The sequence below is a fragment of the Amycolatopsis sp. NPDC033938 genome, assembly GCF_055575975.1.
The window spans coordinates 116,794-140,323 of record NZ_JBVIRO010000008.1 but is presented as its reverse complement, the minus strand read 5'-3'; the positions used below and the strand labels follow the sequence as shown (position 1 = coordinate 140,323).

Below are 23,530 nucleotides of genomic sequence, written 5' to 3'. Positions count from 1 at the left end.
GTCGGTGGAAAGCGTCCCTTGTGGACACAGCGCACGACCCCGAAGCGCGTGAAGGCCCCCTTCCCTCGGCTGGTCACTCAAAACCTGAGCCGAGGGAAGGGGGCCTTCACGCGCTAAAGAGGAGCCTTACGCCTTCATCCGGCGCTGCCGCGGGTCGAAAGCGTCCCGCAGACCGTCACCGATGAAGTTGATCGTCAGCGAGATCAGCACCAGCACGATGAACGGACCGAAGAACAACGCCGGCCGGTTCTGCAGCTGCGAGTAGTTCTCGAGGATGACGCGGCCGAGCGAGGTGTCCGGCAGCTGCACCCCCAGCCCGATGAAGGACAGCGCCGCCTCGATCAGCACGGCCTGCGCGATCGCGAGGGTCGCGTTGACCGTGATGAGGCCGACCATGTTCGGCACCAGGTGCTTGAACACGATGTGCATCGTCCCGGCGCCGGACGCGCGAGCGGCGTCCACGAATTCACGCTGGGACAGCGACATCGACTCGGCCCTGGCGATCCGCGCGATCGGCATCCAGCCGAAGGCGGCCAGCACGATCGCGACGATGTACCAGGTACCGCCGCCGAACACCTTCGCCAGGATCGCCGCGGCGGCGATCTGCGGCACGATCAGGAACAGGTCCGTCACGCGGGAGATCGCCGAGTCGGTGAAGCCACGCAGATATCCCGCCATGGCCCCGAAAATGGTGCCGATGGTGGTGGCGACGATCGACACGATGAGCGCGATCAGGAGCGAGTACTGGGTGCCGCGCAGGATCTGCGACACCATCTCCTTGCCGACCTGTGTCGTACCGAGCGGGTAATCCCCGCTGGGCTTGGCGAAGGACGGGAAGGAGCTGTCCTCGTAGTCGTACGGCCAGAAGATCGGCATGATGATCACGGTCAGCACGAGCAACAGCAGGATCGCCGTGCAGACCATCGCCAGCTTGTGCCGCAGGAACTTGCGCAGGACCAGCTTGCCCTGGCTCCGGGGTTCGGGCAGGGCCTCTTCCGGAAGCTTGCCGTCGGCGGACGTCGAGCCTTCCGCCGCGATGAGGGAGTTCAAGTCAGCCAACGCGAATCCTCGGGTCCAGGATGCCGTACATCAGGTCGGCGATCAGGTTGGCGACGATGATGCTGCTGGCGATGAGCACCAGCCAGCCCATCATCACCTGTGTGTCGTTTTTGACGACGGCTTCGACGAGCAGTTTGCCCATGCCATTCCAGTTGAACACCGACTCGGTGATGATCGCGCCCGAGAGCACCGCACCGAAGTTGACGGAGAACAGGGTGGTCACCGGGATGAGCGCGTTCCGGAACGCGTGCCGGAAGATGACCCGGCCGTTGGCGAGGCCCTTGGCGCGCGCGGTCCGCACGTAGTCCGCATTCAGTGTCTCCAGCATCGAAGCGCGCTGGAACCGGCTGTACGCGGCGAAGCTGATGGCCATGATGGACAGGGTCGGCAGCAGATACGCGCCGACGTAACTGGCGAGGAAACCGCCTGGCCCGTCGAAATTCAGTGATTCCGGACTAGTGGTGCGAATCCAGGGATTACCGAGCACATCGGACAGTCCCAGGTCCCGGACCCAGCCGTTGAACTGGATCGCGTAGCCCTTCAGCACGATGGCGACACAGAAGATCGGCATCGAGAACAGCAGGAAGGCCAGCGTGGTGGCGACGTAGTCGAGGATCGAGTACTGCTTGACGGCCGCGACCACACCGACGAGCACACCGAGGATGAGCGCGAGGATCTCGGCTCCGACGACGAGCTTCAAGGTGACCTCGAACGCGGCCATCACCTTCGGGAACACCGGGGCCTGCGCGTTGCCCTGAGCGATGGAAACGCCCCAGTCGCCGGTGACGAAGTTGCCGAGCCACGAGAAGTACCGCGGAATGATGCCCTGGTCGAGCCCGAGCCGCGCGGCCGTTTCCGCGAGTACCTGCGGGTTCATGGCCGGGTTGCTCTTCAGCTCGGCGAGCGGGTCGCCGGTGCCGGCGACCATGATGAAACACAGAAAAGTCCCGACCAGCAGGACGGGAATCGATATCGCCAGACGGCGAAGAATGTAGATCACCAGGTTCAACGAACTGCTCCTCATCCGGGCCTGGCCGCCGAAGTGCTGGACCGTCGCCCGGTTGTCCACCGTAGTGGCGGTAACCCTACGGTCAACAGCTACTTCCGGCGGGTAGGGGGGCCTGGCTTGTGGCCGGGCCCCCCTACCACCAGGATCGCGTAAGCGAGTGGTGAAAAAGCGGGGCGGAAGCCCTACTTCTTCTGCTCCCACTCACCGGCGTTCCACAGGACACCGTTGTACGACTGCATGTAAGTGCGGTCGATGCCCTTGAACGCCCACATGGACGGGGTCTGGAACAGCGGCAGCGTCGCGTACTCGTCCGCGATCGCCTGGTCGGCCTTCTGGTAGCTCTCCAGCTGGACGGACTCGTCGGTGGCCTTCACGGCCGCCTCGAACGCCGAGTCGATCGTCGGGTTGGACAGGCCCTGGTAGTTCTGGCTGCTGTCGTCGACCCGGGTGATGTAGATCGACTTCTGCTCGGCCTTGAACGGAGCGGCGGACCAGCCGAAGAGCGCGGCGTCGTAGTCGCTGGCCGCGAGGCGGCCACCCTTCAGGAAGTTCGCGTCCTGGTCGTCCGTGATCTCGATACCGGCGAGCTTGGCCTGCGAGATGATGATCTCGACGGTCTGCTGACGGCGGGCGTTCTGGTTGTGCGAGATCTTGAACGACGCGCGCTGGCCGTCCTTGGCGAAGATGCCGTCGGCACCCTTGACCCAGCCGGCGTCGGACAGGGTCTTGGCGGCGGCTTCGGCACCCAGACCGGCCTTGCTGCTGTACAGGTCCTTGAAGCCCTGCTCGCCCGGCATGAACACGATGCTGTTCAGCGGGGTCGCGTCGGCCTGGACCTCCTTGAGGAGCTTGTCGGTGATCTCCTGGCGGTTCACGACCTCGAAGAACGCCTTACGCAGGTTCTTGTCCTTGAACATGCGCTTGTAGTTGAGGTCGATGTGCTCGAAGGTCAGCTGCGAGGCCGAACCGTAGGTGACGCCCTGAGCGGAAAGGCTCTTCAGGGTGCCGGCGGCGGTGGCGTCGGGCTGGGTCGAAGCGGCGATGTCGATCTCACCGTTCTGCAGCGCGGTCGCCATGGCCTTGGTGTCCTCCATCGCCTTCACGACGATCTTGGAGGGGCCACCCTTGCCACCGATCCAGTTCGGGTTCTTCTCGAGCGTGACGGCCTTCTGGTTGGCGTCGAACGCGGTGATCTTGTACGGACCCGAGGCCGGCATGTCCTCGGCCTTGAACTGCTTGAAGCCGTTGGTCCAGAAGTCACCCGCCGCCTTGAGCTGGGCCGAGTCGCTGGTCGGCGTCAGCTTGGTGATGTCGGGGATGTTCGCGCGCTTCTCGACGATGTGCGCGGGCATGATCGCCGTCGAGTTGAACAGACCCTTGTAGTCCAGGTACGGCTCGGTGTACTTGGTCTCGAAGGTCAGGTCGTCCTTGCAGGTCGCCTGGTTGATCAGCTGGTAGCCGGTCGTCGAAGCGGCGAGGAAGGCCTGCTTGCCGTCAGAGGTCTTGGCGGCACCGGAGTGCGACAGCCACGACAGGTACATGTCGTCGCAGTCGAACGCCTCGCCGTCGGACCACTTCACGTTCGGCTTGATCTTGTAGACGACGGTCTGCGGCTCCTTGGAGGTGACCTCCCAGGAGTCGAACACGTCGTTGTTCAGCAGCACCTTGTTGTTGCCGTCGAGCACATCGGCACCGGCCAGCACGGCCGTCAGGATGTAGGTGTTGTACGACGTGTTGGTGTCGGGCGTGTCGTTGTTGTAGCCCGAGTACCCGTCGTCGATACCCACGGTGACGGTGCCCTCGTACCCCTTGAGGTCCGCGAGCTTGAAGTTTTCGCCGTTCTGCGCCTTGCCGATCGCCATGCTCTTGATGTCGGTCGACGACCCGTTCTGGTCGGAACTACCGCTGTCGCCACCGCTGCATGCGCTCAGCACAAGCGCGGAGGCCGCGACCAGCGACCAGGCGGAGACTGCCTTGGACTTCCTCATGAAGTGTGCCCTCCTAGCACTGGGTTCCTGAGATCGGAACAGGACCCCACACCGCTCCGGTGAGATGGCCCGGAGCCTATGACACGCCAAGCAACCTCATTTGGCGCACTGCGGGTGCACGCTAGAAAGGAAATGCACTAACAGTCACCAGTTGCGGGGCGATCGTGACCAAAGGGTAACTTCCGGCTGACTTCGAGAAATATATTGGTTACCAGGAGGAATCAGTCAGCCACTCGAACGTGCCGGGAAAGGTCACCCTCCGGCGCGAACTTGACCGCGATTCGGCTACTTCGGACCCCGGGTCCAGTTCACCGCCGACCCGAAAGGGCCCACCATAGGAGGACCAGCGGTTACTCCGGAAATACCAGAGCCGATGGCGAGGGTATCGGCCAGCTGGAACAACGGAATGGCCACATTCCGGCGCCACAATTCCGGTTCGAGGGTCGAAAGCGCGTCGGCGACGGGCGTGGCGCCGGTCAGCGCGGCGTCGATCGTCGGCTGCAGGGCCGGGTCGCAGAAGCCGAGCGGGTTCCCCGGCACGACGGCCTTGGTCTTGTCGGCGAGCTGATCAGGCCTGCAGCCGAAGGTGGACGCCAGCACCGAAGCGACGTCCGCGCCGCCGGTGGCCTGGCCGATCACCGCGATGTCGATGCCGACGTTGCCCGCGCCCTCGGACGTCGTCTGCTGAAGGCCGTTGAGCACCGGCATCGCCAGCAGCGTCGAGAACAGCTCCCTCGGCTGCGGCGCGATCGAGTTGACCTCGATGCCCGCGGCCACCAGTTGCGCCGTCAGCTCCTTGGCGATCGTCGCGTACGGCTCCTGTTTGGCGGGCGAGGCGACGACCAGCGAAAGGTTCTTCCCGTTCTTGCGCCAGGTCCCGGCTTCCTTGGCGTAGCCGGCGGATTTGAGCAGTTCCTCGCCCTTGGCCGGATCGGGCGCCGACGGCGGGCCCGGCGCCGGGATCGTCGGCTGGAAACCGGTTCCCGACGGCACCCGGACCTGGGCGTCGGCACGGAGCTTGTCCGACGGGCCGCCGTCCGCCGTCTCGGTGATCAGCTTGCCGCGGTCGATCAGCGCGGTGACACCTTCGCGCACCTTGGGATCCGACAGCGTCGAACTCACCGGCCGCAGGAGGATCTGCGCGACCGTCGGCCGGGCGACCGTGTGCAGCTGGACGGCGGAACCCAGCTCGCCGAGCCGTTTGAGGCCGGTGGCGCCGGTCCTGGTCATCACGAACTGGTCGTTGCCGCTGCGCAGCGCGGCCAGTGTGCCGTCCTGATCGGCCGCACGCAGCACGATCCGGTCCAGTGCGGAGGGTTTCTCCCAGTAGCGCTCGTTGCGCTCCAGAATCACCTCTCCGCGCGCGGTGTCGAGGCTTTTGATCGAGTAGGGGCCGGCGACGGCCGGGAAGGTGGTCGCCAGCGCGCCCTGCCACCCGTTCGGGGCGTCCTTGAGCAGATGGGCGGGCAGGAGGTTCGTGAACAGCGTCTGCCAGCCGGGGTAGGGCTTGCTGAAGGTGACCTCGACCCGTTTGCCGCCTTCACGCGACTGGATGTCGGAGATCAGCCGGTAGCCCGCGGCACCGATCACGCCGGGCTGGTCGCGCATCGCCTCGCGGAGGTACGCGAAGTCCTCGGCGGCGATCGGCGCGCTGTCGGACCAGGAGGCGTCCGGCCGGATCGTGTAGGCGACCGTGAACGGCTGCTGCGAGACGACCTCGGCGGACTTCATCAGGTTCTTGTCCAGCTCGACGGTGCCGTCGTCCTTCGGGCGGAACACCGACGGGAGCAGAAGCTGCGAGAGCGCCGACGTCACCTGGGAGGCGTCCGCGAGGTTATGCGGGTTGTAGCCGCCGAGAATGTCGTCGACACCCACTACGACCTGCGAAGGGGTCTTCGTGGTCGAGGAGCTCACTGGAGAGGCCGAGGAGCTGACCACGGGCGGGGGTGGCGTATTGCTGCAGGCGGCGAGGAGCACGGCCGCGCACGCCAGCATGGGCGCCGCTGTGGTCACTAACCGCACGCCTGAATCCTCCTGATTTGTCCCTCGCCATGCTGCCACGATGATCCGACCGCCACTGCGAGATTCCCATATCGGCCCGGCCGTCGCCCGACCGGCTTGAGTACCACCCATCCGGTGGACGTCCGGGAGGCCCGCGAGGTTCCTGCTCAGGCCGCGGGAAAACGCTTAGCCGCACGAAGGAGTCGGCCGCTAGCTTGCCGGGGTGACCAAACGCGCGCTCGTCCTCGTGGTCGTGCTCATGTCCACGTTCACCTTCCCGCTGACCATCACGGGCGCCTCGGTCGCCCTCACCGACATCGCCGACGACCTCGGCGCGGGCCTCGCGGCGACCCAGTGGGTCGTCAACGGGTACAACGCCTGCTTCGCGAGCTTCCTGGTGTTCGCGGGCTCTTTGGCCGACGTACTGGGCAGACGCCGGATCTACGTGGCGGGTCTCGCGTTGTTCGTCGGTGGCGGGATCGCCTGCACCGTGGCCGGGAACATCGTCGTGCTCGACATCGTCCGCCTGATCGCCGGGACGGGCGCGGCCGCCGCGGTCACCGGCGGGCTGGCGATCCTCACCGAAACCTTCCAGGGCGCGTCGAGGACGAGGGCGTTCGGTCTGGTCGGCACGGTGCTCGGGATCGGGCTCGCCTTCGGGCCGTCGATCGGCGGCCTGCTCGTCGATCTGCTGGGCTGGCGGGCCGTCTTCGGCGCACCGGCCGCCGTGGCCGCCCTCGTGCTGGCCCTGACGCCGTTTCTCCCGCGAGTTCCCGGGACAGCCGGGCGCCGGGTCGACTTGGCGGGCGCCGCGCTCTTCACCGGCGCGATCATGCTGCTGATCTTCGGACTGGTCGAAGCAGGCGAACTCGGCTTCGCGCATCCGCTCGTCGTCGGCGCCCTCCTGCTGGCCGTCGTGCTCGCGGTGGTCTTCCCGTTCGTGGAGCGGCGGCGCGCCGATCCGCTGTTCGACCTCTCCTTGCTGGCCAACCGCGGCTTCACGTCGCTCGCCGTCGCGGCGGGCGCGCTGGTGACCATCCTGGTGCCGCTGCTGGTCTATCTGCCGTCGTACCTGATCGAGGTCGTCGGGCTCGGCGCCGGAGAGGCCGGGCTGTGGCTGCTGATGCTCACCGCGCCGACCGTGCTGTTCCCGACCGTGGGTGCCGCGCTGGCGCGACGGCTGCCGTCGTCGTGGTTCGTCGCGGGCGCGGTGGCCGTGAGCGGGATCGGCGCCTTTCTGCTGATGACCATGAACGCCTCCTCCGGCGTGCTCTCGTTGCTCGTCCCCCTCGTTCTGGTCGGGGCGGGCACGGGATTGACGATGGGATTGCTGGACGGTTTGGCAATCGGTTCCGTCGGCCCGGAACATTCCGGAACGGCGGCCGGAATGTTCACCACCGCGCGATTGGCGACGGAAACGATCGCGATCGCGGTTGTCGGTGCCGTTCTCGCGTCGATTACGGGTGGGAAGCTCTCCGGCGAGGCCTATACCGACGCATTTCGCATCATTTGTTTCGCGCTGGGTTGTGTCGGCGTTCTCGGCACGGTGTCCGCGGCCGTCCTCTCACCGCGCCGGGAAGCCGTTCCGGTGTTGTGAACGCGAGTCCAAAAAGGAACGCGGAAAAACGCGGGAAATCGAATTTCTCACCGCAGGAGCCCGATCAACTACGGAGAGTAATGCCCCAGGCTGCTCATGGGCGACCGTCCATACAGGACCGTGCGGTGACAGATGTCCGGTCTGCACCTTCTGCGCGGTTCGGTCACGGCTGCGCGTGAAGGCCCCCTTCCCTCGGCTCAGTCGAGGGAAGGGGGCCTTCACGCGCAGCCGTTGTGACTGCCGATGCTCGCGGGCCACATGTGGCGGTCCCGGAGTCCGTGAACCGTCCACAGAGGTACATGAAGGCCCCCTTCCTTGCGCCTGGCGCAAGGAAGGGGGCCTTCATGTACTGCGAGCTGCGGGAGACTAGCCCCGGTTCTTGTTGCGGTTGCGCTCCTTGGCGCGCTGGTTGACGTCCAGCGTGACCTTGCGGATCCGGACGACGTCCGGCGCGACCTCGACGCATTCGTCGACGGAGCAGAACTCCAGCGCCTCTTCCAGGCCCATCTTGCGCGGGCGGGCCAGCGTCTCCATCACGTCGGCGGAGGACTGACGCATGTTGGTCAGCTTCTTCTCCTTGGTGATGTTGATGTCGAGGTCCTCGGCGCGCGGGTTCTCGCCGACGACCATGCCCTCGTACACCTCGGCGCCCGGCTCGACGAAGAAGGTGCCGCGGTCGGCCAGCTGGATCATCGCATACGCGGTGATGGGGCCGGAGCGGTCGGCGACCAAGGAACCGGAGTGGCGGGTGCGGATCTCGCCCGCCCACGGGAAGTAGCCCTCGAACACGTGGTTCGCGATCCCGGTGCCGCGGGTCTCGGTGAGGAAGTCGGTGCGGAAACCGATCAGGCCACGCGCCGGGAGGACGTAGTCGAGCTTGATCCGGCCCGAACCGTGCCCGCCCATGTGCTCCATGCGGCCCTTGCGGGCGGCCAGGAGCTGCGTGATGCCACCGAGGTGCTCTTCCGGGGCGTCGATCGAGAGGCGCTCGAACGGCTCGTGCAGCTTGCCGTCGATCATCCGGGTGACCACCTGCGGCTTGCCGACGGTCAGCTCGAAACCTTCACGGCGCATCTGCTCGACGAGGATCGCCAGCGCCAGCTCGCCACGGCCCTGGACCTCCCAGGTGTCGGGACGCTCGGTCGGCAGCACCTTGATGCTGACGTTACCGATCAGCTCCTGGTCCAGCCGGGCCTTGACCAGGCGTGCGGTGACCTTGTCGCCACCGCTGCGGCCGGCCAGCGGCGAGGTGTTGACACCGATGGTCATCGAGATCGCGGGCTCGTCGACCGCGATCCGGGGCAGCGCCTCGGGGTTCTCGACGTCGGCCAGCGTGTCACCGATGGTGATCTCGGGGATACCGGCGATGGCGACCAGCTCGCCCGCGCTGGCCTCGGTCGCCGGGACGCGGGTGAGCGCCTCGGTGACCAGCAGCTCGGAGATGCGGACGTTCTGGATGGTGCCGTCCTCACGCATCCAGGCCACGGTCTGGCCCTTGCGGAGGTTGCCGGAGTGGATGCGGATCAGCGCGATCCGGCCGAGGAAGTTCGACGCGTCGAGGTTGGTGACCAGTGCGCGCAGCGGGCCTTCCTTGTCCGCGAAGGGCGGCGGCACGTGGCGCAGCAGGGTCTCGAACAGCGGGTCGAGGTTCTCGCTCTCGGGCACCGCGCCGTCGGCGGGCTGCTCGAGGCTCGCCTTGCCGGCCCGAGCGGAGGCGAAGACGACCGGCAGGTCGAGGATCGCGTCGAGGTCGGCGTCCTCGATGTCACCGGCGAGGTCGAGGAGCAGGTCGTGGGTCTCCTCGACGACCTCGGAGATCCGGGCGTCGGGGCGGTCGGTCTTGTTGACCACGAGGATCACCGGCAGACCGGCTTCGAGGGTCTTGCGCAGCACGAACCGCGTCTGCGGGAGCGGGCCCTCGCTGGCGTCCACCAGCAGGACGACGCCGTCGACCATGGCGAGACCGCGTTCGACCTCGCCGCCGAAGTCGGCGTGGCCGGGGGTGTCGATGACGTTGATCGTCACCGGACCGTCCTCGGTCTCACGGTGGATGGAGGTGTTCTTCGCGAGAATGGTGATGCCCTTTTCCCGCTCGAGCTCTCCGGAGTCCATCACGCGGTCGACGAGTTCGGCACGCTCCTCGAAGGCCCCGGACTGCCGGAGCATCGCGTCGACGAGGGTCGTCTTGCCATGGTCGACGTGTGCGACGATGGCGACGTTGCGCAGGTCGGGCCGTGTCTTGCCGGAAAGGCGGCCGGCATCGACTGCGGTGGCGCTGGCTGCGGGCACGCGAGGGCTCCAAAGGTTTCAAGTTCGGGTGTGGTGCCCGCGCCGCCTCGAAGGCTTACTCACGCGATCGAGTAACGTCGGCCGACTTTGGCCATACGCGGACCACACCAGGGTACCTGTAGCCGAACTGTGAGCACCCCCACGCCCCAAGATCGGTTAGCCTCACCTAACGTGAGAGGGCGTGGCGGGCGCCGCCGACGGAGTCCGACGAGGAGCGCGAGTGGGCAAGAAGCTACCCGACGACCCGCACAAGCTCGTCCGCAAGTGGATGAAGGCGGGCAAGGTCAAGAAGAAATGCTGCCGATCCAAATCGCGGTGCGGCAAATGTCCCGTTCTCGCGCTGAAAAAGGCGAAGACGAAGATCGCGAAAGCGGCTTGACCTCAGTTGTCGTGAAAGATCTTCAGCGCACCACCGCCTCGTTGACCGCCCGCAGTTCCGGAGCGGTGCGGGTCGGCGAGAATTCGATCACCTCGTAGGCGGCCATGTGCTTGATCGAGAACGGGTCCGTCGCGAGGATCGCGTCGAGCTTTCCCCTGGTCATGGGCCTGGTGATGATGACCCCGCCGATGCGCGGATTGCGTCTGCCGGAGGCGAGGAAATACCCGTGCTCGTACTGCTTGGTCAGCCAGTCGGCGTGATCAGGGAGCACGTAGTCGATTTCTTCGATGGGTGCGGTGTAGGTCAGCAGGACGACATACATGAGATGAAGGTAGACCCGGATCTCCAATGTGACAGGCGTACTGCCCCGGCCGATATGAAGTGTTGACGCGACGTGCCCGGAATGAGTGACTCACCCTTATTTCACTCCGCTTGCGAGGGTTGCGCTAGCATCGTCGGCATGCGCGCGCAGAACGCCCAGTGGTGGCCGCCCTCCGGCGGCCCCGAAGTCCTGCGCTGAACCAGACGAGCGCACCACCAGGCCGCCCCAGCGGGCGGCCTTTTTCGTGCCCGGACCCTGGGGCGGCCCGAATCCGGAAGGAAGAAGGCAGATGATCAGGTTGTCCGGGATCACCCCGTCCGGCCACGTCCACGTCGGGAATCACCTGGGGGCCATTCGGCGCTGGGCGGACGAGGGCGGGCCGGACGACCTGTACTTCGTCTCCGACCTGCACGCCATGACGACGTCGCACAACCCGGCGAAACTGCGATCGATGGCTTCCGAGCAGCTCGCCGTGCTGATCGCGGCCGGGATCGAACCGGACCGCGTGTTCGTGCAATCCGACATCGCGCGCGAACTGGGCGCGCTCAACTGGGTCCTCGAATGCACCTGCAACTACGGCGAGGCCGCGAGGATGATCCAGTTCAAGGAGAAGTCGAAGGGCCGCGCCGGGGTCCGGCTGTCCCTGCTGACCTATCCGGTGCTGATGGCGGCGGACATCCTCCTGCAGGGCGCGGACGAGGTCCCGGTCGGCGAGGACCAGCGGCAGCACGTCGAACTGGCCAGAACGCTGGCGAAGCGGTTCAACTCCACCTACGGCGAGGTGTTCACCATGCCGAAGGCGGTGCTGCCGCCCGCCGGGGCGCGGATCATGGACCTCTCCGTGCCGACGCGGAAGATGTCGAAATCGACGCGGGAAGAGGCCGGGGTCGTCTTCGTGCTCGACGAGGCCGACCAGGTCAGGCGGAAGGTGAAACGCGCGGTGACCGACGGCGGGTCGAAGCCGGTCTACGCGCCGGAAACCCGTCCGGGGATGGCGAACCTGCTGGACATCCTCGCGGCCTGCGTCAAAGAGAAGCCCGATGTCCTCGCCGATCAGTACGCCTCCTACGGCCAGGTGAAGGAGGCGGTCGCGGAAGCGCTGATCGAAGAACTGCGGCCGGTCCGGGAACGCGCGCTGGCACTGCTCGCCGACCCCGGTGAGCTGGAGCGGGTCCGCAAGGCGGGTGCCGTCCGGGCGGCGGAACGGGGCGAGCACCGGCTCCAGTCCGCGCTGCGGCTCATCGGCGCCGGCTGAAGTTCCGTGAAGGACTCCTTGAGGGACTCTGGGTCCCTCAAGGAGGCCTTCACGGACGTTCGAGCAAGGCGTGCAACGCGGGCAGCAGGATCCGGTCGGCAGGCAGCCAGTCGAGGGCGTCGAGTTCGCGCGCGGAGACCCACCGGACGTCCTTGTGCTCCACCGCCCGCGGCTCGTCCCCCGCCGAGACCAGCGAAGCCGCGTAGATCCGCAGCACCTTCCCGCCCGGCAGCGGGACGTCATCGCCGACCCGGCCCCCGACCGTCACCGCGACGTCGAGTTCCTCCAGGCATTCGCGCGCCAAGGCGGCCTCGTCGCCTTCGCCGTCCTCGACCCGTCCGCCCGGCAGTTCCCATTGCCCGGCGTGGTCGGCGGGCCAAGCCCGTTGCTGTGCCAGCAGCTGTCCGTTCCGCACGATGGCGGCGCCCACGATCACCACGCGGCACACCCTAGTGCGGCCGCGCCGCCTGCCAGACGATCTGGAAGCGCGCTCCGCCATCGGGTGATTCGCTGACGCGCACCCGGCCGCCACGCCGCCGGACGGCCTCCGCGACCATCGCCAGCCCCAGGCCGGTGCCACCGGAGGACCGCGCCCGCGAATCGGAAACGCGATAGAACCGGTCGAAGACCCGCTCCCGGTGTTCCGGCTCGATACCCGGCCCGTCGTCGTCGACCACCACCCGCACGGTGGACCGCGCCGCGAGCACCGACACCACGATCTCCCCGCGCGCGTACCGGCAGGCGTTGCGCAGCAGGTTGCTCAGCACCAGTTCGACCTCGGCGTGCGTGGCCAGCGCCCACGCGGTCCCGACGGTTCCGGTGACCCGGATCTCCGGCGCGTCCGGAGACGACCGTGCCAGCCGCGCGACCACCGCCCGGACCTCGCTCACCAGCTCGACCGGTTCCGAGGGCGGGACCTCCCCCGCGTCCGACCTCGCCAGCGTCAGCAAGCCGTCGAGCAGTGAGGAAAGCCGTTCCGCTTCCTCGAGGATGTCCGACAGTGTCTCCTGGGCGAGATCGGGATCGGGGTTGGTGACGGCGACCTCGGCCTGTACGCGGATCGACGCGACCGGCGACCGCAGTTCGTGCGCCGCGTCCCCGGTGAACCGCCGCAGCCGCCCGGCACTCTCTTCCTGCCGGGCCAGCAGCGCGTTGAACTCCTCGGCCAGCGCGCGGAGCTCGTCGTGCGAATCCGGCAGCGGCAGCCGCGCACCCGGTGGGAGCGCCCGCACCGACCCCCGCATCCGGGCCACCGGCCGCAGCGCGAACCGCACCAGCAGCCACGTCGCGATCCCAGCGCCCACCGCGCCGACGGACGCGACCAAGAACAGCCAGAGGCCACCTGAGTGCACGGCCGTCGCGAAACCGACCAGCCCCGCCCCCGCGACGACGAGCCGTTGCTGCCCGTCGGGCGCGGTGACCACGGTTCCGGCCCACCGCCAGCTGTGCTCGCCGCCGGTCGTGATCGACTCCCCCGCTTTCAGCGCGCGGACCTCGGCGGGACCGAGATTCGCGGGCGGCAGGCCGTCGACCGGGCCGCCCCCGGTGTCGAGGACGCGGACGGTGACCGCCGATCCCGACGGCGTCCTGCCCGCGGCGACGTCGGCGGTCGCGGTCGCCAGCTGGGCGCCGAGTTCGTCGTCGACCGAGCCGATGAGCAGCGGCCGGAGATTGTCACCGGCGACCGCCGCCAGCCCGAGCAGGAAACCGAGCGTGACCGCGGCCGCGAGCAGGGTGATCCGGACCTGGAGCGAACGGCGGCGCCACCAAGACGGTGAGCCGATCACCCCTGGCCCGCCGGGGCGATGACTTCGTCGAGCTGCGGGTCGGAGGCCAGGTAGCCGTGCCCGCGCACGGTCCGGACCAGGGCTCCGGCGCCGACGGCGTCGAGTTTGCGGCGCACGTAACCGACATAGACCTCGACGACGTTGCGGGTCGCGGCCTGCTCGTCACCCCAGACCGCGCGGAGCAGCTCATCCTTGGTCACCACCGTGCCCGCCCGGCCCGCCAGCACTTCGAGCAGCGCGAACTCGCGTGGGCTGAACGCGACCTCGACGCCGTCGTAGCGGACCTGCCGCAGGCTCCGGTCGACTTCGAGCGCGCCGATCCGCAGCGGTCCGCGGATCGCGTCGGGCGAGGCCCGCCGCAGCACCGCGCGCACCTGCGCGACCAGGACGACGAACGAGAACGGTTTCACGAGATATCCGTCGGCGCCGAGGTCGAGTCCGTCGGCCTGGTCGACCTCGCCGTCCTTCGCGGAGATCATCAGCACCGGCGTGGTGACGCCGATCGCGCGCAGCCGTTCGAGCACGCGGTAGCCGGAAAGCCCCGGAAGCATGATGTCGAGCAGGACGACGTCGAAGGAGCCCGTCTGCGCGAGCCGCAGACCGCTGGGCCCGTCCCCCGCCGTGACCACGTCCATGTCCTCGGCGCGCAGTCCGCGCTGCAACGCCTTACGCACGCCGGGCTCGTCGTCGACCACCAGTACTCGAGGTTTCACGTCACTCATCATTCACGGTTTCACCAGGCCACGCGCGAGCTCTCAGCGCCATCTCAGCTGCGAAGGCGGAGTCTGAGTGGTATCTCAGCGTTTCCGGGGAAGCGTTGTCGCCAAGACCCGAGCACACTCCGGGTTCGGGGAAACAGGGAGAGACAGCATGGATCCGAAGAGGAAGGCCATCACCGCGGCGGTGGTGGGGACGGCACTGGGCGTCGGCGGGCTCGCCGTCGTCGCGATGCCGGCCACCGCCGGTGACGCGCCCGTCTTGCCGCAGATCAGCGCGGAAGAGCTGGTGCAGTCGACGCTCAACGCGAAGCCGTCGGCGTTCGACGGGAAGGTCAAGGTCGACAACGACCTCGGCCTGCCGGCGGTCGGCAGCACGCTGCCGGGCGCGTCGGTGCTCAGCATCGACTCGGCGCAGGTCTCGACCGATGGCACGGGCAAGAGCAAGATGTCGCTCACCGAGGGTTCCAGCCAGCAGACCATCGTCCGGAACGGGCAGACCGTCTGGGAGTACAACTCCAAGGACAACTCCGCCACCAAGATCACCGTCCCGGATGAACTGGCCAAGGAGCACCAGAACAAGACCCAGGGCCAGGCCGTCGATCCGGCCACGGTGGCCTCGGAACTGCTCGGCAAGGTGCGGGAGAGCAGCACGATCGCCGTCGACGGGACGTCGTCGGTCGCCAACCGCGCCGCGTACGAACTGGTGCTGACGCCGAAGCCGACCGAGCGGACGCTCCTGCGCGAGATCCGGGTCGCGATCGACGAGCAGACGCGGATGCCGCTGCGCGTGACGGTGCTGGCCAACGGCACCTCCTCGCCGGCTTTCGAGGCTTCGTTCAGCGAGATCAACTTCGCAAACCAGCCAGCGTCGAACTTCGAGTTCACCCCGCCGAAGGGCGCGAAGGTGACCGAGAAGACCGCCGAGATCGACCAGAAGGACCGTGAGCTGGCCGAGCAGGCGAAGAGCGACGTCAAGGTCGTCGGCGACGGCTGGGACACCGCGATCACCGGCAAGATCCCGGCCGACGCGCTGGCGAAGGCCGGAAGCGCGAAGGACGGCGAAGGCAACCAGGTCGACCCGAAGGCGCTGCTTTCGCGGTTCGCCAAGCCGGTCAGCGGCGCGTGGGGCAGCGGCTGGCTGGTGACCACCAAGGTCGGCACCGGCGTGCTGACCGACGACGGCCGCTACGCCGTCGGCGCGGTGCCGGAGCAGGTCCTCTTCGAGGCACTGGCCGCGAAGTGACCACCACTTTCGAAGCCGGGGCGGACGTCTCCCAGGAGGCGTCCGCTCCGGCGGTACCCATGGCGGCCCGCACCAGGGGCCTGCGCAAGGTCTACGGCCGCACGGTGGCCGTGGACCACGTCGACCTCGACGTTCCCGAAGGCGCCGTGCTGGGGATGCTCGGCCCCAACGGTTCGGGCAAGACGACGACCATCCGGATGCTGCTCGGCCTGGTACGCCCGACCGAGGGCGAGGTCGAACTCTTCGGCAAGCGGATGCCCGACGAGGCGGCGCACGCGCTGCCCGACGTCGGGGCGCTGGTCGAAGGACCGGGCTTCCATCCCTTTCTTTCCGGGCGGGAGAACCTGCTGCGCGCGGCCGCGGCCGAACCGAGGCTGGCTTCGGCCGGGATCCCCGGAGCGGTCGACGCGGCGCTCGAACGGGTCGGCCTGAGCGGCGCCGCGAACCGGCGCTACAAGGGGTATTCGCTGGGGATGAAGCAGCGGATGGGGCTGGCCAGCGCGTTGCTCGTGCCGCGGCGGATGGTCGTGCTCGACGAGCCGACCAACGGCCTCGACCCGGCCGGGACCAGGGAGATCCGCCGCATCATCGGTGAACTGCAGGCCGACGGTGTCACCGTCGTGGTGTCGTCGCATCTGCTGGCCGAAGTCGAGGCGACCTGCACGCATGTCGCGGTACTCCAGTCGGGGAACGTGATCGCACAGGGCGAGCTCACCGAACTGCTGGAGTCGGGGAACGCGGCGCTGCTGGTACGGACGCCGGACGCCGAACTCGCGGTGGAAACGTTGCGGGAGAACAGGATCGGCAGCAGGCTCACCCCGGACGGCGTCCGCGTGGACCTGACCGCCGCCGAAGCCCCCGACGTACTGCGGCATCTGGTGACGGCCGGGGTGGCGGTGCACGAGGCGGCACGGGCGCGGACCGGACTCGAGGATCTGTTCGCCAGGCTGACCCAGCCCGAGTCCACTGTGGATACTGAGGGGGAGTCGTGACCCACGCTCTGGCCGCGGCACCCGCGGCACCCGCGGCACGGACCGGCCGGGACAGTGTCGGCCTGCTCCGGTTGTACCGCGCCGAACTGCGCTGGATCTTCCGGCGGCCCCGCACACTGGCCGTACTGGGGCTGCTCGCGCTGATCCCGGTGATCATCGGCGTCGCGCTGACCCTCGTCGACCCCACGAGCGCCGCGAACGAGGGCCGTGGCGGCGGGGACGGCGCGCTGCTCGCCTCCGCGGTCAGCAACGGGTTCATCCTCCCCGTGGCCGCGTTGACCATGACGCTGGCGTTGCTGCTCCCGCTCGCTTCGGCGATGGCCGGGGCGGACGCGATCGCCGGTGAAGCGGCGCACGGGACCTTGCGGGGCTGGCTGGTCGCCCCGGTCGGCCGCGGCAGGCTGCTCGCGATCAAGGCGTTCGGCGTCGCGACCGTTTCGACGATCGCCGTACTGGCCATGACGTTCACCGGTTTCGTCACCGGGCTAATCATCAGCGGTACCGATTCGATGTTCACCCTCACCGGCTCGACGCTGAGTGTCTGGGACGCGCTGGGCCGCATCCTGCTCGTGGCGGCGTGGGTGATCCTGCAGCTGTGGGCGGTCGGGGCGGTCGCGCTCGCGATCTCGTCGTTCACCGAACACCCGATGCTGGTCGTCGCCTCGGTGCTGGCCGGGACGATCGTGTTCACCATCCTCGGCGTGCTGGACGCGGTTTCATGGCTGCATCCGTTCCTGCTCAACGAGAACTGGGCCCAGGCACCGGCTTCGGTGCTGATGGACCCCCTCGACACGGCGATGCTCGGCGAAGGCGCGCTGCGCGCCGCCTGCTACATCGCCATCGGGCTCTCGATCGCCTACGCGCGCCTGACGACGCGGGACGGCTGACCCGTCGTTCCGTGAAGGCCTCCTTCACTACCTTCAGGGTAGGGAAGGAGGCCTTCACGGCGTCGGGGCGCGGTCTGACCCCGCGGCTACCGCGTTTCGTCCTCCGAACGCGGGAGTTGGGCGACGCCGTCGGGGTCCAGAGCGAGCCGGACGGTGTCGCCGGGACGCAGATCGGCCGTGACCGGCGCGACAGCGTCCACAGTGGACAGATCGCCGCCGGGTGCGACGACGAGCCGGACGTGTTCCCGCCGGTGCACCACCGCCGTCACCTCACCCTCGATCCCGCGTTCCGAGACCCGCAGGCCATGCGGCCGCAGTCCCAGCCGGACCGGACCGTCCTTGACGTCGGGAAGCGTGACGTCGCCGAGCACTGTCCGCACCGTGCCGCTGGACGCCTCGCCGTCGACGAAGGTCGTCACGCCGAGGAAGCGCGCCACCCCCTCGTCCACCGGCTGCCGCCAGACGCGGCGCACCGCGCCTTCCTGGCGGATCTCACCGTCGTCGAGGACGGCGACCCGGTCGGCGAGTGTGAACGCCTCTTCCTGATCGTGCGTGACCAGCAGCGCGGTGATCTTGCTGCGCCTCAGCAACGCCGCGAGGTCGATCGCCAGCTGTTCCCGTAGCCCGGCGTCCAAACCGGACAGTGGCTCGTCCAGCAGCAGCAACCGCGGTTCCGGCGCCAGCGCGCGGGCCAGCGCCACTCGCTGCGCCTGCCCGCCGGAAAGCTCGGTCACCCGCCGCCGCTCGTAACCGCTCAGCCCGACCAGTTCCAGCAGGGCACGGACCCGCTCGGCGTGCTCGGCGCGCGGGACGTCGTGCATCCGCAGGCCGAACGCGATGTTCGAGGCCACGTCCTTGTGCGGGAACAGCTGACCGTCCTGGAACACCAGCCCGAACTCCCGCCGGTGCACCGGCACCCCGGCGAGATCCTCGCCGTCCCAGCGCACCGTGCCCGAGGTCAGCGGCTCCAGCCCGGTGATGGCCCGCAGCAGCGTCGACTTCCCCGAACCGGACGGGCCGAGCAGGGCGAGCACCTCGCCGTCGGCGATGTCCAGCCGAGCATCCTTCACTGCGACGAAAGATCCATAGTGGACGGTCAGATCCCGTACCGACAGCGACACTAGAACTCCCCTACCGAATTCTGCCCGCGGACCGCGCCGAACCGGTCGATCAGCACCACCGCCGCCACGGTCACGATCATGAGCAGCGCACAGGCCGCGTAGGCCATCTGGTTGTTCAGCTCACCCGGCCGCGAGATGAGCGTCGCGACGGCGACCGGCAATGTCGGCGCGTCCGGCCTGGCCAGGAAACTCGTCGCGCCGAACTCGCCGAGCGCGACCACGTAACCGAAACCGGCCGCCGCGACCAGCGATCGCGCCGTCAGCGGAAGGTCGATCTCCCGCCACACCCGTGCGGGACTCGCACCGAGCGTCGAGGCGGCCTGCCGCAGCCGGACGTCGACCGAACGCAGCACCGGCAGCACCATCCGCACGATCAGCGGGATGATCACCAGCGCCTGGGCGAGCGGGACCAGCAGCGGCGACGTCCGCAGGTCACCGGGAAGCGCGTCGAGCGTGATGAGATAGCCGAAACCCACGGTCACCGCGGACACGCCCAGCGGCAGCATCAACGCCGCGTCCATCGTCTCGCCCATCCCCCGCGCCAGCCTGCCCGGGGTGCGCCGCAACGCCACCAGCACCACCGAGGCCAGCACCCCGACGATCATCGCGAGCATCGTCGCGTCGAACGCCGTCCGCAGCGACATCGAAGCCGCGTCCCAGCCCGAAACCTGGAGCGCGCCACGGGTTCCCCGGCTGCCGAGCGCTTCGTACCCCGCCAGGCTCCAACCGTCCGAAGTGGACACGGACTCGACGAGCAGCGCCACGATCGGCGTCATCAGCAGCGCGATCACCGCCAGTCCCGCCCCGGCGGCCCACCATTCGCCCCCGCGGGGACGGCGGGCGGTCTCACTCCGCGCCCGCAGCCGCACCGCGTTCTCGCGGCGGCGCCTGGCGAGCGCGCCCACCACGAGCGCGGCGACCACGGCCGCGAACTGCACGAGCGACAGCGCGGCCGCGCCGGAGAGGTCGAGCAGTTCGACCGTGCGCAGGTAGATCTCTGTCTCCAGCGTCCGGAATTTCGCCCCGCCGAGAATGAGCACGACCCCGAAACTGGTAGCGCAGAACAGGAACACGACGGCCGCGGCCGACGCGATGGCAGGCGCGAGCGCGGGCAGCGTCACCGTGCGGAAGGCACGCCATGGCGACGCGCCGAGTGCCCGCGCCGCGTCCACGGTGCGCGGGTCGAGATGGCTCCACAGCCCGGAAACCGTACGCGCGACGACGGCGACGTTGAAGAAGGCGTTGGCCAGCACCAAGGGCAGCAGGCCGCCGTCGGGCCAGAGCGCGCGGAAGGCGAGGCCGACCACGACGGTCGGCAGCACGAACGGCACCAGCACGAGCGTCCGGACCAGCGAGACTCCCGGCAGCCGCACCCGCGCGAGGAGGAACGCCACCGGCAGACCCGCGAGCACCGCGACGACCGTCGAAGCCCCGGCACTGGCGAGGGTGAATCCCGCGAGTTTCCAGGTCAGCGGGTCGCCGATGGCCGCGCCGACCCCGCCGGAGCCGAAACCACGGGCGACGATCGCCGCGACCGGCCAGGCGAAGAAGACCACGAGGAAGCCGAGCGGCAGCACGGCGAGTGCGGCCAGCCCGGCTCCGCGGGAAGTCAGCGCAGGAGTCTTCAGCCCTCGAAGAGAGTGCGCCACTGGGCGATCCACTGCTCACGCCCGGCTTGGATCTTGGCCGGTTCGAGCGTCTTCGGCTCCTGCGGCAGCGGCGCGGCCTGCGCCCAGCCCTGCGGGAGTTCGACGCCCTGGCGGGCCGGGTAGACGTACATGTTGCTCGCCACGGTCACCTGGAACTGCTGGGACAGCAGGAAGTCCACGACCTTGCGGGCCTTCTCGACCTGCTTGCCGCCCGCCAGCACGCCCGCGTACTCGACCTGGCGATAGCAGGTGTCCAGCAGCGCCTTCGTGCGCGGCTTGCCGTCTTCGCCGAGCTCGGCGGCGGGCGAGGACGCGTAGGAGACGACGATCGGCCGCGGCCCCTTGCCGGAGGAGCCGGAGAATTCCTTGGTGTAGGCCTCTTCCCAGCCGCTGACCGTCTTGAGTCCATTGGCCTTCAGCTGTGTCCAGTACCCCTGCCAGCCTTGGTCGCCGAACTGAGCGATGGTGCCGAGCAGGAACGCCAGGCCAGGCGACGACGTCGCGGGGCTCTCGGCGACCATCAGGTCCTTGTACTTGGCATCGGCGAGATCCGCGAACGACTTCGGCTCCGGAATGCCCTTGTCCGCGAAGTACCGGGTGTCGATGTTCACGCAGACGTCGCCGAGGTCGACGGCGGAGAGCCGGTGCCCGGGGTCGATGGAGTACCGCTGCGGGCCGCGATCGGCTTCCGGGCTGGTGTACTGCTCGAAAACGCCCTCGGCGAGCGCTCGGGAGGCGAAGGTCGAGTCGATGCCGTACGCGACGTCCCCGATCGGGTTCGCCTTGGTCAGCACCAATTTGTTGGTCAGCGCGCCCGCGTCACCCTGCTTGAGGACGGAGATCTTGATCCCGGACTGCCGCTCGAACGCGTCGAGGACGTCCTGAGGGGCGAGCCACGAATCATGCGTGACGAGCGTGACCGTCGTCGGTCCCTGCGGGTCTTCTCCGGAGTTCCCGGAGAGTGAGCAGCCCGCGACGAGGGCGGCCACCGTGCCAGCCGCAACGAGCGTGCGGAGGGCGCGTTTCATCTAGCCTCCTGCGTTTTCATGGGGGACCCGTGGCAAACGTGCAGCGTAGCCGACGGCGTACCACCATGGAGTCATGGCGGAAATCTTGAACGACACGCAGGCCGACGAAGCCGTGACGAAGCTCTCCGGCTGGACCCGCGAGGGCGTCACCATCGAGCGGAAAGCGGAGCTGCCGAGCTTCCCGAAGGCCATCGAAGCGGTGGACAAAGTGGCCGAACTGGCGGAGGCGGCCGGCCACCATCCCGATATCGACATCCGCTGGCGGACGGTGACGTTCCGGCTCAGCACGCACTCCGCCGGAGGGCTGACGGAGAAGGACTTCGCGCTTGCGTCGCAGATCGACGGGGTACTCGACGCGGTGTGACGTCCGCGACGATCACGCCACGTCGCCGCTTCTCGGACGTCCTTCCAGTAGGAACAACGAGAAAGGACGAGTGATGACGCAAGCGATCGTGGTGGGGTTCTCGGCATTCGGCACGATGGTGGCGGCCGCGGCCGGAGTGCTCTGGTACACGGCGCGAGGGCGGCATCACCAGCACGATCAGTGACCTTGATCACAGCGGCCCGCCGAAGGTAACGCGGAGCCTGATCAACGCGCTGTTCACGGCGGACCTGTCGCTTCTCTCCCCCGGGGAACCGCCGTGCACAACAACGCCTCCATCACCGCCGCCCAGCGCGCCTGGGTGACCACCTTCGCCACCGCGATCACGTTGCTGACGATCATCGTGCTGGGGCTTCTCGGCTAGCTCTTATCCCGAATACGCCTCACGGGCGGCGACAAGCTCCGGAAGGTGCTTCGCCGCCCACTCGCGGCATGCCTCCATCGCCGGGAACAGCGTCCGGCCGAGCGAGGTGAGCTCGTACTCCACCCGTGGCGGCGTCTCGTCGTACGCCGTCCGCGTGATCATGCCGTCGCGCTCCAAGGCCCTCAGCGTTTCCGTGAGGACCTTCGACGTGACGCCCCGCAGCGGTACCCGCAGTTCGGAGAACCGGCGCGGTCCTTCTTCCAGGCACAGCACGACCAGACCCGCCCACTTGTCGCCGATCCGGAACGGCGTCAGATTCGACGGGCAACCGGGCGCGAACATGTCGGGACTCAACGGCTTCACCCGTTCGAAGCTACCCGCGTCCACGCCGCCAGGTCGGCCGCGGCTTCCCGGTAGGTGCGCGAGCCGGTGGACATCGCGATCACCAGGTCGTAGGCGTCGTCTTCCGGCGCGTCGAGATCGTGTCCGTTGAGCCCGTAGAAGACGAATGTCGCCATCCAGGAAAGACGCTTGTTCCCGTCGACGAGCGGGTGGTTGCGTACGACCGACTCCAACAGGACCGCGGCTTTTTCGTGCAGCGTCGGATAAGCGTCCTGGCCCATCAAGGAAGCCTGCGGCCGGTGCGCGGCGGAGTCGAGCAGCCCGAGGTCACGAACCTTGGGCACCCGGAGATCTTCGGCGAGCGTCAGGAGGTCTTCGACGGTGAGATACTCGATCACTGGGCGAGGCGGTCGAGCAGAGCGGCATAGCGCTCTCGGCCGTCCTTCGACAGTGCCCGGACACGATCGTCGCGAACGCGGCGTCCGGCGGCCTCGGTGATGGCGCGGACCGTGGCTTCGTGCTTGCTCACGCCGTCGGCCTCGGCCAGCAAGGCGAGAGCGCGCTCCTGCTCGTCGTTCAACCTCAGGGTCATGGCCATGCCGTCGATGATACCACTCTGGTAGCACACCCTTGCGCGTATTTTCCCTGGGTGAGCGTCGAGACCCTTGGAGACTCCGAATACCGCCAGGTGTGGCACCGCTTCTACGCGGACTTCGCCTTCCGGCCCAGCACGGACCGGTTCCAGTGGCCAGGGATCAGTGAGCCGTCGGGTTCGGTGACCTGGAGCCTGACCGCCCTCGACGACGATCCGGAGTACCGGCTACTGGACCGGCTGGTTTCCGTGGTCCGACGGGGCCTGACCGCCTGCGCCGACGAGCTGTACGCGCTCGACTGGCAGCACGAGTCGTACCTGTTCCCGACGTCGGCGAAGGACTGGCCGCTCAGCCCGTTCCCGGACGGCGACTACTACAGCTACCTCACGCCGGACTTCCGGCTCGGCACGTTCGGGCATCCGTGGGAGTACACGCTCTGCGTGTTCGGCGAAGCGCTGGTGACGGCGATTTCGGCGGAGCTCACCGAAGTCCTCGGCGAGCCCCTACGCAGGTCCGCGTAGACC

The 23,530-nt window shown here is 68.2% G+C and carries 23 protein-coding genes; 8 read left to right on the top strand and 15 right to left on the bottom strand.

Annotated elements, in window-relative coordinates; translation table 11 throughout:
• Positions 1–126: 126 nt before the first annotated feature.
• The 4 genes from ACZ5ZX_RS21640 to ACZ5ZX_RS21625 form a co-directional block, all read right to left on the bottom strand.
• Positions 127–1,050: an ABC transporter permease gene (locus tag ACZ5ZX_RS21640; protein ID WP_465503938.1), complete on the bottom strand. Its 924-nt coding sequence runs from the start codon at positions 1,048–1,050 to the stop codon at positions 127–129.
• 1 nt (position 1,051) lies between these two features.
• Positions 1,052–2,068 (bottom strand): ABC transporter permease, encoded by a 1,017-nt coding sequence (locus ACZ5ZX_RS21635; RefSeq protein ID WP_465503781.1) that lies wholly within the window; start codon positions 2,066–2,068, stop codon positions 1,052–1,054.
• A gap of 182 nt (positions 2,069–2,250) precedes the next feature.
• On the bottom strand, positions 2,251–4,056 hold the full coding sequence (locus tag ACZ5ZX_RS21630) for an ABC transporter family substrate-binding protein (protein WP_465503780.1): 1,806 nt from the start codon (positions 4,054–4,056) through the stop codon (positions 2,251–2,253).
• A 285-nt stretch (positions 4,057–4,341) separates the two neighbouring features.
• Positions 4,342–6,051 carry an ABC transporter family substrate-binding protein gene (locus ACZ5ZX_RS21625; RefSeq protein ID WP_465503937.1) on the bottom strand — a complete coding sequence of 570 codons (1,710 nt, stop codon included), beginning with the start codon at positions 6,049–6,051 and terminating at the stop codon, positions 4,342–4,344.
• A gap of 229 nt (positions 6,052–6,280) precedes the next feature.
• Here ACZ5ZX_RS21625 and ACZ5ZX_RS21620 point away from each other — a divergent pair, with 229 nt between their 5' ends.
• Positions 6,281–7,654: an MFS transporter gene (locus tag ACZ5ZX_RS21620; protein WP_465503779.1), complete on the top strand. Its 1,374-nt coding sequence runs from the start codon at positions 6,281–6,283 to the stop codon at positions 7,652–7,654.
• Between the two features lie 366 nt (positions 7,655–8,020).
• On the opposite strand, the gene typA is transcribed toward ACZ5ZX_RS21620, so the two are convergent.
• Positions 8,021–9,943 carry a translational GTPase TypA gene (gene typA, locus ACZ5ZX_RS21615; RefSeq protein WP_465503778.1) on the bottom strand — a complete coding sequence of 641 codons (1,923 nt, stop codon included), beginning with the start codon at positions 9,941–9,943 and terminating at the stop codon, positions 8,021–8,023.
• 220 nt (positions 9,944–10,163) lie between these two features.
• Between typA and ACZ5ZX_RS21610 the strand changes: the two genes are divergently transcribed.
• On the top strand, positions 10,164–10,322 hold the full coding sequence (locus tag ACZ5ZX_RS21610) for a hypothetical protein (RefSeq protein WP_465503777.1): 159 nt from the start codon (positions 10,164–10,166) through the stop codon (positions 10,320–10,322).
• Positions 10,323–10,344: 22 nt separating this feature from the next.
• Here the strand turns inward: ACZ5ZX_RS21610 and ACZ5ZX_RS21605 are convergent, their stop codons facing one another.
• Positions 10,345–10,644, bottom strand: coding sequence for a YciI family protein (locus ACZ5ZX_RS21605; protein ID WP_465503776.1), 300 nt, complete (start codon positions 10,642–10,644; stop codon positions 10,345–10,347).
• Positions 10,645–10,933: 289 nt separating this feature from the next.
• Here ACZ5ZX_RS21605 and trpS point away from each other — a divergent pair, with 289 nt between their 5' ends.
• Complete coding sequence (trpS, locus tag ACZ5ZX_RS21600) at positions 10,934–11,899, top strand: tryptophan--tRNA ligase (protein WP_465503775.1); 966 nt, start codon at positions 10,934–10,936, stop codon at positions 11,897–11,899.
• Positions 11,900–11,948: 49 nt separating this feature from the next.
• Here trpS and ACZ5ZX_RS21595 read toward each other — a convergent pair whose 3' ends face one another.
• The 3 genes from ACZ5ZX_RS21595 to ACZ5ZX_RS21585 are packed head-to-tail and all read right to left on the bottom strand — an operon-like array spanning position 11,949 to position 14,411.
• A complete protein-coding gene (locus ACZ5ZX_RS21595; RefSeq protein ID WP_465503774.1) occupies positions 11,949–12,338 on the bottom strand; it encodes a (deoxy)nucleoside triphosphate pyrophosphohydrolase in 390 nt (129 codons plus the stop codon).
• A 10-nt stretch (positions 12,339–12,348) separates the two neighbouring features.
• On the bottom strand, positions 12,349–13,686 hold the full coding sequence (locus tag ACZ5ZX_RS21590) for a sensor histidine kinase (RefSeq protein WP_465503773.1): 1,338 nt from the start codon (positions 13,684–13,686) through the stop codon (positions 12,349–12,351).
• Positions 13,683–14,411, bottom strand: coding sequence for a response regulator transcription factor (locus ACZ5ZX_RS21585; RefSeq protein WP_465503772.1), 729 nt, complete (start codon positions 14,409–14,411; stop codon positions 13,683–13,685). Before ACZ5ZX_RS21585 ends, ACZ5ZX_RS21590 begins: the two co-directional genes overlap by 4 nt.
• 145 nt (positions 14,412–14,556) lie before the next feature.
• On the opposite strand from ACZ5ZX_RS21585, the gene ACZ5ZX_RS21580 reads away from it, so the two are divergent.
• The 3 genes from ACZ5ZX_RS21580 to ACZ5ZX_RS21570 are packed head-to-tail and all read left to right on the top strand — an operon-like array spanning position 14,557 to position 17,527.
• On the top strand, positions 14,557–15,648 hold the full coding sequence (locus ACZ5ZX_RS21580; protein ID WP_465503771.1) for a LolA family protein: 1,092 nt from the start codon (positions 14,557–14,559) through the stop codon (positions 15,646–15,648).
• Positions 15,645–16,640 (top strand): ABC transporter ATP-binding protein, encoded by a 996-nt coding sequence (locus ACZ5ZX_RS21575; protein ID WP_465503770.1) that lies wholly within the window; start codon positions 15,645–15,647, stop codon positions 16,638–16,640. The genes ACZ5ZX_RS21580 and ACZ5ZX_RS21575 overlap by 4 nt, the downstream gene beginning before the upstream one ends.
• Entirely contained in the window at positions 16,637–17,527 is an 891-nt protein-coding gene (locus ACZ5ZX_RS21570) for an ABC transporter permease (protein WP_465503769.1), read from the top strand. The genes ACZ5ZX_RS21575 and ACZ5ZX_RS21570 overlap by 4 nt, the downstream gene beginning before the upstream one ends.
• An 86-nt stretch (positions 17,528–17,613) precedes the next feature.
• Here the strand turns inward: ACZ5ZX_RS21570 and ACZ5ZX_RS21565 are convergent, their stop codons facing one another.
• From ACZ5ZX_RS21565 to ACZ5ZX_RS21555, 3 genes are read right to left on the bottom strand one after another with little or no spacing between them, the layout of a single operon-like run.
• A complete protein-coding gene (locus ACZ5ZX_RS21565; RefSeq protein ID WP_465503768.1) occupies positions 17,614–18,648 on the bottom strand; it encodes an ABC transporter ATP-binding protein in 1,035 nt (344 codons plus the stop codon).
• The gene (locus ACZ5ZX_RS21560) at positions 18,648–20,261 is read right to left on the bottom strand and encodes an ABC transporter permease (protein WP_465503936.1); all 1,614 of its coding nucleotides are present in this window, start codon (positions 20,259–20,261) and stop codon (positions 18,648–18,650) included. The genes ACZ5ZX_RS21565 and ACZ5ZX_RS21560 overlap by 1 nt, the downstream gene beginning before the upstream one ends.
• 11 nt (positions 20,262–20,272) lie before the next feature.
• Positions 20,273–21,325 carry a thiamine ABC transporter substrate-binding protein gene (locus tag ACZ5ZX_RS21555; protein WP_465503767.1) on the bottom strand — a complete coding sequence of 351 codons (1,053 nt, stop codon included), beginning with the start codon at positions 21,323–21,325 and terminating at the stop codon, positions 20,273–20,275.
• Positions 21,326–21,398: 73 nt separating this feature from the next.
• Between ACZ5ZX_RS21555 and ACZ5ZX_RS21550 the strand changes: the two genes are divergently transcribed.
• Positions 21,399–21,689 (top strand): 4a-hydroxytetrahydrobiopterin dehydratase, encoded by a 291-nt coding sequence (locus ACZ5ZX_RS21550; protein WP_465503766.1) that lies wholly within the window; start codon positions 21,399–21,401, stop codon positions 21,687–21,689.
• 385 nt (positions 21,690–22,074) lie between these two features.
• Here the strand turns inward: ACZ5ZX_RS21550 and ACZ5ZX_RS21545 are convergent, their stop codons facing one another.
• The 3 genes from ACZ5ZX_RS21545 to ACZ5ZX_RS21535 are packed head-to-tail and all read right to left on the bottom strand — an operon-like array spanning position 22,075 to position 23,011.
• Entirely contained in the window at positions 22,075–22,413 is a 339-nt protein-coding gene (locus tag ACZ5ZX_RS21545; protein ID WP_465503935.1) for a winged helix-turn-helix transcriptional regulator, read from the bottom strand.
• 17 nt (positions 22,414–22,430) lie between these two features.
• Positions 22,431–22,811, bottom strand: coding sequence for a type II toxin-antitoxin system death-on-curing family toxin (locus tag ACZ5ZX_RS21540; RefSeq protein WP_465503765.1), 381 nt, complete (start codon positions 22,809–22,811; stop codon positions 22,431–22,433).
• Positions 22,808–23,011, bottom strand: a complete 204-nt coding sequence (locus ACZ5ZX_RS21535; protein WP_037306526.1) for a hypothetical protein — start codon at positions 23,009–23,011, stop codon at positions 22,808–22,810. Before ACZ5ZX_RS21535 ends, ACZ5ZX_RS21540 begins: the two co-directional genes overlap by 4 nt.
• Positions 23,012–23,062: 51 nt before the next feature.
• Here ACZ5ZX_RS21535 and ACZ5ZX_RS21530 point away from each other — a divergent pair, with 51 nt between their 5' ends.
• The gene (locus ACZ5ZX_RS21530) at positions 23,063–23,527 is read left to right on the top strand and encodes a DUF2716 domain-containing protein (RefSeq protein WP_465503764.1); all 465 of its coding nucleotides are present in this window, start codon (positions 23,063–23,065) and stop codon (positions 23,525–23,527) included.
• Positions 23,528–23,530 lie beyond the last annotated feature (3 nt).